This is a genomic window from Shimia fortis (assembly GCF_040225985.1).
Taxonomy (GTDB): domain Bacteria; phylum Pseudomonadota; class Alphaproteobacteria; order Rhodobacterales; family Rhodobacteraceae; genus Shimia.
The window spans coordinates 144,833-157,413 of the sequence record NZ_JBBPEU010000007.1 but is presented as its reverse complement, the minus strand read 5'-3'; the positions used below and the strand labels follow the sequence as shown (position 1 = coordinate 157,413).

General features: G+C 61.2%; 12 protein-coding genes. 6 read left to right on the top strand and 6 right to left on the bottom strand.

Translation table 11 applies throughout. From position 1 onward, the window contains the following. Positions 1 to 160 precede the first annotated feature (160 nt). Genes WNE31_RS12355 through phnN form a run of 4 tightly spaced genes read left to right on the top strand, consistent with a single transcriptional unit; the run spans position 161 to position 3,111 of the window. Positions 161 to 1,072 carry an alpha-D-ribose 1-methylphosphonate 5-phosphate C-P-lyase PhnJ gene (locus tag WNE31_RS12355; RefSeq protein WP_349980095.1) on the top strand — a complete coding sequence of 304 codons (912 nt, stop codon included), beginning with the start codon at positions 161 to 163 and terminating at the stop codon, positions 1,070 to 1,072. Further along, positions 1,069 to 1,839 carry a phosphonate C-P lyase system protein PhnK gene (gene phnK, locus WNE31_RS12350; protein ID WP_349980094.1) on the top strand — a complete coding sequence of 257 codons (771 nt, stop codon included), beginning with the start codon at positions 1,069 to 1,071 and terminating at the stop codon, positions 1,837 to 1,839. Before WNE31_RS12355 ends, phnK begins: the two co-directional genes overlap by 4 nt. Before the next feature lie 49 nt (positions 1,840 to 1,888). Then, complete coding sequence (gene phnL, locus WNE31_RS12345) at positions 1,889 to 2,569, top strand: phosphonate C-P lyase system protein PhnL (protein WP_349980093.1); 681 nt, start codon at positions 1,889 to 1,891, stop codon at positions 2,567 to 2,569. Continuing rightward, complete coding sequence (gene phnN, locus WNE31_RS12340) at positions 2,569 to 3,111, top strand: phosphonate metabolism protein/1,5-bisphosphokinase (PRPP-forming) PhnN (protein WP_349980092.1); 543 nt, start codon at positions 2,569 to 2,571, stop codon at positions 3,109 to 3,111. Before phnL ends, phnN begins: the two co-directional genes overlap by 1 nt. Here the strand turns inward: phnN and WNE31_RS12335 are convergent. Beyond that, positions 3,093 to 3,779: a DUF1045 domain-containing protein gene (locus tag WNE31_RS12335; protein ID WP_349980090.1), complete on the bottom strand. Its 687-nt coding sequence runs from the start codon at positions 3,777 to 3,779 to the stop codon at positions 3,093 to 3,095. The two genes, phnN and WNE31_RS12335, sit on opposite strands and share 19 nt — an antisense overlap. A 49-nt stretch (positions 3,780 to 3,828) precedes the next feature. Between WNE31_RS12335 and WNE31_RS12330 the strand changes: the two genes are divergently transcribed. Next, positions 3,829 to 4,974 (top strand): alpha-D-ribose 1-methylphosphonate 5-triphosphate diphosphatase, encoded by a 1,146-nt coding sequence (locus WNE31_RS12330; RefSeq protein ID WP_349980089.1) that lies wholly within the window; start codon positions 3,829 to 3,831, stop codon positions 4,972 to 4,974. A gap of 21 nt (positions 4,975 to 4,995) precedes the next feature. Here WNE31_RS12330 and WNE31_RS12325 read toward each other — a convergent pair whose 3' ends face one another. The 3 genes from WNE31_RS12325 to WNE31_RS12315 are packed head-to-tail and all read right to left on the bottom strand — an operon-like array spanning position 4,996 to position 7,766. Next, complete coding sequence (locus tag WNE31_RS12325; RefSeq protein ID WP_349980088.1) at positions 4,996 to 6,366, bottom strand: FAD/NAD(P)-dependent oxidoreductase; 1,371 nt, start codon at positions 6,364 to 6,366, stop codon at positions 4,996 to 4,998. Beyond that, positions 6,359 to 6,673 (bottom strand): (2Fe-2S)-binding protein, encoded by a 315-nt coding sequence (locus WNE31_RS12320; protein ID WP_349980087.1) that lies wholly within the window; start codon positions 6,671 to 6,673, stop codon positions 6,359 to 6,361. The genes WNE31_RS12325 and WNE31_RS12320 overlap by 8 nt, the downstream gene beginning before the upstream one ends. Continuing rightward, a complete protein-coding gene (locus tag WNE31_RS12315; protein WP_349980086.1) occupies positions 6,660 to 7,766 on the bottom strand; it encodes an NAD(P)/FAD-dependent oxidoreductase in 1,107 nt (368 codons plus the stop codon). Before WNE31_RS12315 ends, WNE31_RS12320 begins: the two co-directional genes overlap by 14 nt. A 224-nt stretch (positions 7,767 to 7,990) precedes the next feature. Between WNE31_RS12315 and ilvD the strand changes: the two genes are divergently transcribed. Further along, positions 7,991 to 9,844 (top strand): dihydroxy-acid dehydratase, encoded by a 1,854-nt coding sequence (gene ilvD / locus WNE31_RS12310; RefSeq protein ID WP_349980085.1) that lies wholly within the window; start codon positions 7,991 to 7,993, stop codon positions 9,842 to 9,844. A gap of 79 nt (positions 9,845 to 9,923) precedes the next feature. On the opposite strand, the gene WNE31_RS12305 is transcribed toward ilvD, so the two are convergent. Continuing rightward, the gene (locus tag WNE31_RS12305; protein WP_349980084.1) at positions 9,924 to 11,102 is read right to left on the bottom strand and encodes a thiolase family protein; all 1,179 of its coding nucleotides are present in this window, start codon (positions 11,100 to 11,102) and stop codon (positions 9,924 to 9,926) included. Next, on the bottom strand, positions 11,074 to 12,579 hold the full coding sequence (locus WNE31_RS12300) for an AMP-binding protein (protein WP_349980083.1): 1,506 nt from the start codon (positions 12,577 to 12,579) through the stop codon (positions 11,074 to 11,076). The genes WNE31_RS12305 and WNE31_RS12300 overlap by 29 nt, the downstream gene beginning before the upstream one ends. Positions 12,580 to 12,581: the final 2 nt, after the last annotated feature.

Genomic DNA, 12,581 nt, shown 5'->3' with positions numbered 1-12,581 from the left:
CCGAATCCCGAATCCGGGTGACGCTTCATAAGTACTTTTCCAATCAGCGCTGCGGAAAAAATCCCCAGCATGAAAATGACCGTCCATTCCAACATCTGTCTCTCTCCTTGATTTTTGTTGGTTTCACGGGCTCTGGCTACGCGACCGAGGGGGCAAATTGATGGCGATTTCAGGGGAAAATCGGACAGAACACGTTCAAAATACGTCAGACTACAACTTCGCCTATCTGGACGAGCAGACCAAACGCATGATCCGGCGCGCCATTCTAAAGGGGCTTGCCATTCCCGGATATCAGGTGCCGTTCGCTTCTCGCGAGATGCCGATGCCCTATGGTTGGGGCACTGGTGGCGTGCAGGTGTCCGCCGCGACACTGACGCCGGATGATACGCTCAAGGTGATCGATCAGGGGGCCGATGACACGACCAACGCGGTGTCGATCCGGAAGTTCTTTGAAAAAACTGCGGGCGTGGCCACAACGGAAGACACCACCCAGGCCAGCGTGATCCAGACCCGCCACCGCATTCCCGAGGCGGAGCTTACCGAGGATCAGATCCTGGTCTATCAGGTGCCCATTCCCGAACCGCTGCGGTTTCTGGAACCTTCGGAAATCGAGACCCGCAAAATGCACAGCCTGGAGGAATATGGCCTTATGCACGTGAAACTGTACGAGGATATCAGCCGGCACGGTGCGATCGCCACATCCTATGCGTATCCGGTCCGGGTTGAAGGGCGCTATGTGATGGATCCGTCCCCGATCCCGAAATTCGACAACCCCAAGATGGAGATGCCAGCGATCCAACTGTTCGGCGCCGGGCGCGAACAGCGCATCTATGCCCTGCCGCCTTACACACAGGTGGTCAGCCTCGACTTTGACGATTACCCGTTTGAGGCCAGCAAGGCTGACGCCCCCTGCGACCTCTGCGGGGCGACGGATAGTTACCTGGACGAGATCATCATGGATGACAGTGGGCAACGGATGTTTGTCTGCTCGGATACAGATTACTGCGCCAGCCGCCGCAAGGCCGGCCATATCGGTGCGCAGGGCACAGCTTTCGAGGAGGACGCGGCATGACCCCGCTGCTCAAGGTCGACAAAATCGGCAAAATGTACGGGACGCGCATCGGGTGCACCGACGTCAGCTTTGATCTCTATCCCGGCGAGGTGATGGGCATCGTGGGCGAGAGCGGGTCCGGCAAGTCGACGCTTTTGAATTGTCTGGCCGGGCACCTTGCCCCCGATACCGGAGAAGTGCTGTTCGACACCCGGGCCGAGGGGTTGAAGGACACGGTGACAATGTCCGAACCCGAGCGCCGGATGTTGTCGCGTACCGATTGGGCTTTTGTGCACCAGCACGCGCGCGACGGGCTGCGGATGAATGTCAGCGCCGGTGGCAATGTGGGCGAATGCCTGATGGCAGTCGGCGCACGCCACTATGGCGATATCCGCGAGCGCGCAATTGACTGGTTGGGACGTGTCGAGATCAGTGAAACACGCATTGATGACCGTCCGACACAGTTTTCAGGCGGGATGCAGCAACGCCTTCAGATCGCGCGTAACCTTGTGACCGGCCCGCGTCTGGTGTTCATGGACGAACCCACTGGGGGCTTGGATGTGTCGGTTCAGGCGCGCCTGCTGGATCTCTTGCGCGGCCTCGTGCGTGAAATGGGTCTGAGCGCGATCATTGTCACGCATGATCTGGCCGTGGTGCGCCTTCTGGCGGACCGTTTGATGGTGATGAAAGACGGTCACGTTGTGGAAACCGGCCTGACGGATCAGGTTCTCGACGATCCGCAACACGCCTATACGCAGCTTTTGGTCAGTTCCGTGTTGCAGGTGTGATGAACACGCGCAGTGGCACCTTTGGGAAATTTATCGAAGAAGAAGACCGATGATTGAGATTTCGAACCTGTCCAAGACCTTTACCCTGCACAATCAGGATGGCGTGGTCATTCCTGTGATGGAAGGCGCTTCGTTAAGTGTCAGGTGCGGGGAATGCGTGGCATTGACCGGGGCGTCCGGCGCCGGAAAGTCTACCCTGATGCGCATGATTTACGGCAATTACCTGGCCGCATCGGGCAGCATTATCATTGACGGGCTGGACGTCACCAAGGCCGAGCCTCGGGAAGTCCTCGCATTGCGCCGCCACACGCTGGGTTATGTCTCGCAGTTCTTGCGCGTGGTGCCGCGTGTGCCGACTCTGGATGTCGTGGCCGATCCGCTTCTTTCGGTGGGTGTGGACATCGACACAGCCCGTGCGCGTGCGCGGGGCCTGCTGGCGCGCCTGCGCATCCCCGAACGTCTCTGGACGCTGAGCCCGACCTCGTTTTCGGGCGGTGAACAACAGCGGGTGAACATCGCGCGCGGCTTTGCCCACACTTATCCAGCGTTGCTGCTGGATGAACCGACAGCAAGCCTTGATGCGGCCAACCGGGAAACCGTGCTGGACCTGATCGAAGAGGCCAAGGCAAGAGGCGCCGCCATCATCGGGATATTCCATGACGAAGCCGCTCGTGCCCGTGTCTGTGACCGCGAGGTGGATGTGTCAATCTATACCCCGAGGGCAGCCTGATGCCCGTTCAGGTCATCGCGGTGGTCGGCCCGTCAGGCGTGGGCAAGGATACGGTCATGCACGCATTGGCCCAAACCCTGCCGGACACGCATCTGGTGCGCCGTGTGATCACCCGCCCTGCCGAGGCTGGTGGCGAAGAGTTCGAGGGAGTCACCCGCGCCGAGTTTGAACAGCGTGTTGTCGCCGGCACATTCTGTCTCTGGTGGGAGGCACATGGCCTTGCCTACGGCATACCCGTCGCGGAAATAGAAAGCCGCCCCGATGGTGCACGCGTGTTGATGAACCTTTCCCGTGCGGTTCTTGATACAGCACGCGGTTGCTTTGACGATTTTCGCATCCTGTCGCTGACAGCGTCACCCGAAACCCTTGCGCGCCGTTTGGGCGGGCGTGGTCGGGAAACTGCGGACGACATTGACAAACGTCTTGCGCGGGCGGGCTATGTGCGACCCGCCGGCGAGGACGTGATCGAAATCTGCAATGATGGCCCGTTGACAGACACCGTCCGCGCGATCACAGCCGCACTTCACCCCGAAAGGGAATAGCGATGGATTTCGTGAAACAGCCCGTCCGTGTCTTCTCCGACCAGAGTGAGATCACTCACCACAAAGGGGGCGGGCAGCAGGCTCTGCATTTCCGGTGCGAGCGCGGTGCGCGTGGTTTCCGCATCCCGCTTGCCAAGTTTGCCGGTCAGCGTCATGTGGAACCGGAACTCGTCCATGACATAAGGATAGCCCCAAGTCGCCAACAGCTCTTCTTGTCTGGGCGAAAGCGCCGATTTGCGGCGGCGGGCGAGTTCTGCCTCGCTGGGCGGCGCGCGAAAATGATCCAGCCCACGCACGACGGTGCTGGCCATATCGGCAAGCGCCTCCTGTGGTCCGGTGACCGTCAGGGCCAGAAACCCGCCCAGCCGCGTCACTTCCAGACCGCCAAGAGACACAGGGCGCAGCGTGGTGGCGACCTGTTCCAGCTCGGTCGCCAGAGCCTTGGCGTCAGTTCCGGGCGCCAGCCGAAAGGGCGGCTTGATAGTGCCGTGAAATCCATATTTGCGCGGGGTTTCGGTCAAGTCGCTGACAGGTCCGGGCAAACCTGCAATTTCGGGATGCGCCACAGCACGTCCTTTCACCGGATCCCATCCCAACCACGCCGCGCCGAAATCCGCCAGCGCTCCACGTGGCGGAGTATAGTAAATGCCATACCGGGTAAACTGCACCTTGGTTCTCCGTTTTTTCCTGCCCATGCCAGAAACGCGTAACAGACAAATGACACAAGACTTTATCCTCGCCAATGCCACCCTTGTTCTTGAGACAGAAACCGTACGGGGCAGTATTTCAATAAATAACGACAGGATTGTTGCACTGGACACGGGCACCGCTGTGCCCGTCGGGGCCGAGGATTGCGAGGGAGACTTCGTTGCGCCGGGCCTGATCGAGCTGCACACCGACAACCTTGAACGGCATATCCATCCGCGCCCCAAGGTCGATTGGCCACATCAGGCGGCCATCGTGGCGCATGATGCCGAACTTGCCAGCGTGGGGATCACGACGGTGTTTGATGCGATCCGGGTTGGATCAATCGTATCTGATGCGGGCAAGAAGTACGGGAAGTACGCCCGCCAGATTGCCAATGAAATCCTGTCCATGCGCGATCACGGCGGCCTGAAAATCAGCCACCATTTGCACCTGCGGGCCGAGGTGTGTTCAGAAACCCTGATCGAAGAACTGGCTGAATTCGGCCCCGAGGATCGCGTGGGCATCGTCAGCTTGATGGACCACACGCCCGGGCAGCGCCAATTCTCGGATATCGAGAAATACCGAATCTACATGAACGGGAAATACGGTCTCGCGGGTCAGGCGTTCGAGGAGTATGTGGAGTTTCTCTACGGCTTGCGCGCCAAGGTGGGCGAGGTCCATGAACGCGCGACGGTTGACGCCGCCCGCCGCTATGGCGCGGTGTTGGCAAGCCATGATGACACCACCGCCACGCAGGTTGCCGTATCTGCAGGCTACGGCATCCATCTGGCAGAATTCCCGACCACGGTTGAAGCCGCGCGCGCCTGTCACCAGAACGACATCGCCAATATCATGGGGGGGCCGAACCTCGTGCGCGGGGGGTCGCATTCCGGAAATGTCGCGGCCATCGACCTCGCGGATCTGGACCTGCTCGACATTATCTCGTCCGATTACGTGCCGGCTTCGCTTTTGCTTGGGGCGGTGCAGCTGGGGCAACACTGGGGGGACATGGCCAAGGGTCTGGCCACAGTCACTTCGACCCCGGCGAAAATGACGAACCTGCATGATCGGGGACGGCTTGCCCCCGATTTGCAGGCTGACCTGATCCGGTTCCGTTTGACCGAGGGCGTGCCCGCCTTGCGTGCAGTTTGGAGCAAAGGGCAGCGCGTTGCCTAATGCCAGGATCCGACCCTGGCGTCACTCTTCGATCTCGAGCTCCGCGAGCGCCCCCAGAGTGACAGGCTTCACTGGACTGCGCGCGCGCAAAGCGGGGATTTCGTCAGGGGGGATGCCGGTCTGTTCCGACAACAGATGAGTCAGGGTCAAGCCGCACATGCGCCCTTGACAGGGGCCCATGCCCGCGCGGGTTTCCGCCTTGACTTGGCGCAATCCGTCGGCGCCGGAGGATATGGCCTGCCGGACCTGCCCGGCGGTCACCTCTTCGCAGCGGCAAACAACGGTGCCGTCAGGGGGCGAAAAAATCTCGGGAGAGGGGGCATATGCCGCGTCCAGAAACGGCCTGATCGCCCGTGCCCGAAACCGGTGGTTCAACGCATGCGCATTCACGTGTGGCGCGATCTCGGGGCGCAACCCGTGAAGGCGACAGAGAATGGCATTGGCGACGATTACGCCTTCAGCTCGCGCCGCATCCGCACCATGAACGCCCGCGCCGTCCCCGGCGACCCAGAGACCCTGAACAGGGGTTTTCCCCTCGTCATCTTTCTGCGGTTGCCAACAGGCCTGTGCTGGGTTCCATTCCATCGGAAGCCCGGCGGCCCGCTGCAGGTTGGTCGATGGCACCACCCCCTGATGGGTCAGTACCAGGTCGCAGGCAACACTGTGGGATTTCCCTTGCGTCTTGAAGTGAAAGCTCAGCCGCCCCTTATCCGACACTGCATGAAAGGCACTGGCACCGACATAGCGGCGCACCTTGGCGCGCCGGATCTTGCGCAGCATGGCGACGCCTTTGAAAATGGCATGCCGGTCCAGCATGGCGCGGGGGAAATGCCTTGCACTTTTCAACAGCATTGCTGTGGTCTGGGTTTCAACGATGGCCAAAGGCGGGTTGTCGGCATCAATCATCTGGCTGGCGATGAGATAAAGCAACGGGCCCGTCCCGGCGAGCACGGCGTTTCGCGGCACTAGGTCCGAGGTTTTCATCAGGATCTGCGCCGCACCTGCCGGCATCACGCCGGGAAGTGTCCAGCCCGGAAACGGTGTTGGGCGTTCCTGTGCCCCTGTGGCGATCAGGACATGCGGCGCCGTGATGCTGCTGCTTTTGCCGTTCTGGTCGAACGTCACGCGTGGGCCGTCGTCTATCCGCCAAACGGTGCTGCCATAGCGGCAAGAAATGTTGGGATGATCCAGCGCAGTTGCAAGCTCCATGCCCTTGGCATAGTCGCCGCCCAGATAGGTCAGTTCTGTCTTGTTGCGCGTGATGTTGCGATAGATCTGGCCGCCGGGGCGCGGTTGTTCGTCCAGCAGGACGACCTGTGCGCCACCCCGCGCGGCGGTGGCAGCCGCGGCCATTCCAGCAGGCCCTGCGCCGATGATGATCAAGTCAGCCATGGCGTACTTCGATCTTGCGGAATCCATGCATGCGGCGCACTTGCATGCCGTCCTGCACTTCGATCAGGCAGCTTTGAACATTGGGGCGGCCATTGATCTCTACCAGACACTCGAAACACACACCCATCATGCAATAGGGCGTGCGCGGGGCCCCTGAAAGGCCGGTATGCCGAAGGGGGCTTGCGTTATGCGCGACCAAGGCCGCCGCCACCGTATCCCCGGCTTGTGCGACAACCGTTTCACCATCCAGTGTAAACGACACAAGTGCCTTGTCAGTTACGCGGCGGATGAACCTAGAATCTTGCATCGGAAAAAGCCTCCAGATCAGGCGCCGCTGACGTCTGGTTGATCCAATCCGCCAAAAGCGTCGCGTGCAGCGGCGCAAGTGTCACCCCGCTGTGGCAGGTCACGAGATAAGCCTCGCTGCCATCGGGTGCGCGGGCATATACCGGATAGCCGTCTTCGGTCATCACCCGCAGGGCGCCCCAGCTGCGCACCACGTTCACATCTTTCAACGCAGGCCAGACTGCCACGGCATGACGTGCCAGAAAGCGCATTTTCTCGATCGCCTCGCGGTCATCCAGTCCGCCATCCGATTTCGTGCCGCCGATCTGGATGCCGCCTTCATCCACCTGTCGGAGAGTCGAGGATAGGAACGGCAAACGAGTTTCAAGCTTTTCCGTGATCAGAAGTTCGCCACGCTGGGGCCGAACCGTGGCCCGAAAGCCCAGTCTTTCGCCCAACGCCGCCGCTCCCAGACCTGCACACAGCACCACGCGGCCGGTTTGATGCACGTCCCCCTTTGCATTCGTCAGCGTGAACCCATCATCGCCATTGCGGCGGATATCTTGCACCACCCATCCATTGGATATCCTACCATTGCCATTCTGCAGGGCCTTCCGCAGGGCAGACAGCAGACGCAGCGGGTTCACATGGCCATCGTGCGGGGTATAGGTGGCCCCGATGACCGTGTCTCCAATGCCTGGCAGGGCCTGTTTCAGGGCTGCATTGTCCAAAACTTCGTACGAAAACCCGGGCCCGAGCGTATTGGACTGCGCGGCAAGATCTGCCGCCATGCCGTCAAGCTCGTCCGGGTCAGTGAAAAACTCGTAACCGCCCGTCGCGTGATGCGCGACATCTATGCCGGACAGGTCTTGCAGTGTTGCGGCAAAGTCGGGCCAGGCGGTGATCGCCTGCCATGTCCGACGCGTGTAGGGCGCATAGGACGCCCCCTTGCCCTGCAACCATGTCAGCCCAAAGTTTCCAAGGCTGGCGCGGGGATCGTGATCGGCCCCGTCCAGCACATGTATCTTTTCACCGGCACGCAGCAATCCAAGCGCGATCGACAATCCGACCACGCCGCCGCCTATGATGGTTGTGTCTGCCCGGGTGTTCTGCATGGCGCCACACTGACAGAACCACGTTTGGCGTCAATGGGCGGCATGGGCATTGGGTGTGGCTGTCAGGATGTTACCCATGGGGCGGGGCAGCCGGATGGTTTCCATCCTTTCCGGTGGTGGAAAAGCACGAATTTTGCGCGAGTCCTCTTGCAAAACGGGGTTGGTGGTGGCACCCGTCCTTGTCAGACCCTATATGGGCCAAAACGCGCAACAGGAGACCTACCATGCCTGATCTTCGTTCCAAGACATCCACTTTCGGCCGTCGCATGGCCGCTGCCCGCGCGCTGTGGCGTGCGACAGGTATGCAAACCGAGGATTTCGGCAAGCCTATTGTCTGTGTGGTCAACTCGTTCACACAATTTGTGCCCGGCCACGTGCACCTCAAGGACATGGGCCAACTGGTCGCGCGCGAGATTGAAAAGGCAGGCGGTGTCGCCAAGGAAATGAACACCATCGCCGTGGATGACGGGATTGCGATGGGCCATGACGGGATGCTGTATTCGCTGCCCTCGCGCGAAGTCATCGCCGACAGCGTGGAATACATGGCCAACGCCCACTGTGCCGACGCGCTGGTCTGTATTTCGAACTGTGACAAGATCACGCCCGGTATGCTGATGGCTGCAATGCGCCTGAACATCCCCGCGATCTTTGTCTCGGGCGGCCCTATGGAGGCAGGCAAGGTGATCTTGAAAGACGGGGAACACAAAGCCGATCTCGTGACTGCCATCGTTGGTGCGACCGACGAGGACCGCAGCGAAGAAGAGGTTGAAAAGCTGGAACGCTCGGCCTGTCCGACTTGCGGGTCGTGCTCGGGGATGTTCACTGCCAACTCGATGAACTGTCTGGCCGAGGCGCTGGGCCTGGCGCTGCCGGGCAATGGCTCGCTTCTGGCGACCCATTCCAAGCGCCGTGGTCTTTTCGAGGAAGCCGGGCACAAGATCGTCGAACTTTGTGAACGCTGGTACAAGCATGGCGATGAGACCGCGCTGCCGCGCGGGATCGCCAACTTCAAGGCGTTCGAGAACGCCATGGCGCTGGATATCGCGATGGGTGGTTCCACCAACACCGTGCTCCACCTTCTGGCGATTGCGCATGAGGGTAAGGTAGATTTCACCATGGCCGACATGGACCGCATGAGCCGCGAGATCCCGCATCTTTGCAAAGTGGCGCCTTCGACGCCTGAATACCACATGGAAGACGTGCACCGCGCCGGCGGTATTGCCCGCATCATGGGCGAGCTGGACCGTGAGGGTAAAATCCACCGCGATTGCGCCACGGTGCATGAAAAGACTATGGGCGACTTCATCGACAAATGGGACGTGCGCCGGGAAACAGCCGGCAACGAAGCGCGTGATCTTTACATTGCGGCCCCCGGTGGCGTGCGCACCACCGAAGCCTTCAGCCAGTCGCGGATGTATACCGAGCTGGATCTCGACATCAAGGATGGCTGTGTGCGCGATTTCGAGAACGCCTATTCCGAAGAGGGCGGCCTCTGCGTGTTGTTCGGAAATATTGCCGAGCAGGGCTGTATCTTGAAAACCGCCGGTGTCATCAAGGAAATGTACGAATTCGAAGGCACCGCCAAGGTCTTTGAATCGATGGAAGACGCGATGCACGGCATCCTGCAGGGCGAAGTGAAGCCCTATTCGGTGGTCGTGATCCGCTATGAAGGGCCGAAAGGTGGACCGGGGATGCAGGAGATGCTCTATCCGACCGCTTACCTGAAGTCGAAGAAACTGGACACGACCTGTGCGCTCTTGACCGACGGACGCTTCTCTGGCGGTACGGCTGGTCTGTCGATTGGCCACGCCTCGCCGGAGGCGGCGGAAAAGGGTGTGATTGGCCTTGTCGAAGATGGTGACAAGATCAAGATCTCGGTGCCGAACCGCTCGATCCACCTGGATGTGAGCGACGAGGAACTGGCGCGTCGCCGTGCAAACCACCCGCAGGCAGACAAGAAGTTCTGGAAGGCCGAAGGCCGTCCGCGTGCGGTGTCAAAAGCACTCAAGGTCTATGCGGCGCATGTCTCCAATGCCTCGACCGGTGCGGTGCGTGTGCTGGATGAAGACGACGAATAAATCCTTTATCCTCTAACAGTGTGACGGGGTCGCTTCGGCGGCCCCGTTTTTTTGTCAGGGGCTTTGCCCCAAGAAAAAGTCAGAGCGTGATGGGCCGGAAGGCGGCAGTCAGACCCAAACCACCCCCGATCCCGATCATGGCGAGCGCCAGCGCGTGGTCTGGTGCGGTTTGGCGCACCAGTTGTGTGAAAAGGCGCGTTGCCAGAATTGCGCCCGATGCCCCGAACGGATGTCCCAGGGCAATGGCTCCGCCCTGGGGATTGGGCAGGTCCGAGGGCAGGCCTAGGGCATCGAAACAGGCCAGTGTCTGGCTGGCAAAGGCTTCATTAAACTCCACATGGGTGACGTCGTGAAGCGTGAGGGTCTGGTGGCGCTCCATTAATTTTTGTGTCGACGCCACCGGCCCGATACCAAGCACATTCGGATCGACACCTGCCGTTGCTGCATCCATGAAGGCGAGGGCTTTGTTGTGGCCAAGGGCACGGGCGCGAGTTGCCGTCGTGATCACCAGAGCCGCAGCCCCGTCATTCAACGGGCAGGCATTCGCGACGGTCACCGTGCCGGCCGCTGAGAACGCGGGCCGGAGGCGCGCAAGGCGCTCTGGTGTCAGGTCATCGCGAGGGCAGGCATCGCTTGTAATGTCCGCGACTGGGACGATTTCGGCCTCAAACACCCCAGCATGTTGTGCGGCGATGGCTCGGCGATGGGACTGCAGGGCATAGGCGTCCTGTCGCGCGCGGGTCACCCCATAGCGGTCTGCCACCGTGTCGGCGGCAATGCCCATCTCGGGGTCGCCAATGGCATCCGGCGCAAAGCGGGCGCGTTCGTAAAATGCCGGCTCGGCCCCTCTCTTCGTTGGGAAGGCCCGCAGTGGTTTGCGGCTTTGGCTTTCGACGCCGCCAGCAATGAACAGGCAGCCCGCGCCGCTTTGGATCAGGCGGCAGGCCAGAATAACTGCTTCGAGCCCGGATCCGCATTGCCGATCGACGGTGACACCCGGCACAGAGGTGTCACCCCAAGCTGTGAGTGCCGACAGGCGGGCGATATTGCCGCCCGGTCCGGCGGCATTGCCCAGGATCACATCATCAATCTCGGCGGGCGGTGCACCGGAATCAGTAAGCGCGGCAGCAAGAACCGGCGCGGCCAGATTCTCGATCTCGACATCGCGGAAATCGCCGCCTGCGCGGCCGATCGGGGTCCTACGGGCGGCAATGATCACGGGCTGGATTTCAGGCGGACAAGGGAACAAGCCGGTCATCCTTTTCTTTCAACCAGTTTTGCAGGGCGGCCCGGTCGACCTTGCCGCTGCTGGTCAGGGGCCATGCGTCGAGCCGAAAAAACCTGCGGGGTAGCTTGTAACGCGGCAGGCGCAGCGCCAACTGGGCGCGGATTTCTTCAATCAGAGCGTTACCGCCGACAATTGCGACGACCTCTTGCCCGCGCGATGGGTGCAACTGCCCGAACACAACAGCCCCTTCGACCCCTGCGATTTCGGACAGGGCGGTTTCAATCTCTTGCGGATAGACATTGTGACCGGCTGTGATCACCATGCCTCCTTCACGGCCCAACAGAGAAAGCGAGCCGTCGCTGTTCAGACGCCCCAAATCCCCGACCGTGGCCCAGGGGCCTTCGCGTCGAAATCCGCTGTGGCGCCCGCCCCAGAGATAGCCGTCGATGGCAAGATCCCCACGTACAAAAATCGTGCCTGTCTCACCCTGCGGGAGTTCCTCGCCATTGTGGCGGATCGACAGGGAGACATGTGGAAACGGGTGCCCCACGCTGTTGGCCGGTGCAGAAGAGCTTTGGGGGCCATGGGTGTTGAGGCTGACAAATCCCAGTTCAGACGCGCCGTAGTATTCGTGGATACGGGCCTTGGGAAACACTTTCCGTGCCCGCCCCAGCAGCCCCGGATCAAGCTTGGCCCCCGCCGTTGTGATCTCGATGATCTGGTCCTGCGCCGCGCCACGGGCCAGCGCGCCCAACATGGTCGGCACGGCCACGATCCGGCGGGTGTCCGCCATGGCGCGATGTGCGTCGCCCAGATCGAAACGGGTTAGCCCGTGAAAGCTGGCCCCCATTTCAAGGGTCTCGGCAAAAGCATAAAGGGTGATCCCGTGTGCAAGAGGGCCAGGGGCGAAGGTGTGGCTCTTGTCCGTGAGGGCAAAGGCCCAGCGGCTTGCGTCCAGCGAGGCCCGCCAGGAGTGGCGTGCGCGGGCAAAAGCCTTGGGGCGTGACGTGGTGCCCGATGTGAAACCCACCATGAAGATGTCAGAGCCTTGGGTCCATAGCAGCGGGTCGGCAGGGCCCTCGAACGCGGCAAATTCATCCGTGTCGACCCGGATGGCAGGAATGCCAAGATGCCTTGCGGCGTCGATCAGGGCGGTTTGCGACGACAGACAGAACACGGCATCCGGTGGAAGCTTTGACAGCATCTGCTGATGCAGGTTGTCCGGCCATTGAGGATCAAGAAGGGCAACCGCGTGCGGCGTCGCAAGTGCGGTGCTCAGCATCGGGGCTGCCGACGGGTGATTGCCAGCCGCATAAGCAAACAGGCGCCCGGTCTCTGGCAGGGCAAACCCGCTGCGCAATTGTGCAGGCAGGGCGGCCAGCGCGGTGTTCAGGCGCGCGATGCGCTTATGCAGCGCGCCATAGGTCAGGCGGGTGCCCGAAATACAGACCGCCAGCGCATCGGGACGCTGGCGGGCATGGGTTTCTATTGCATTGCGAAGGGGCAAGC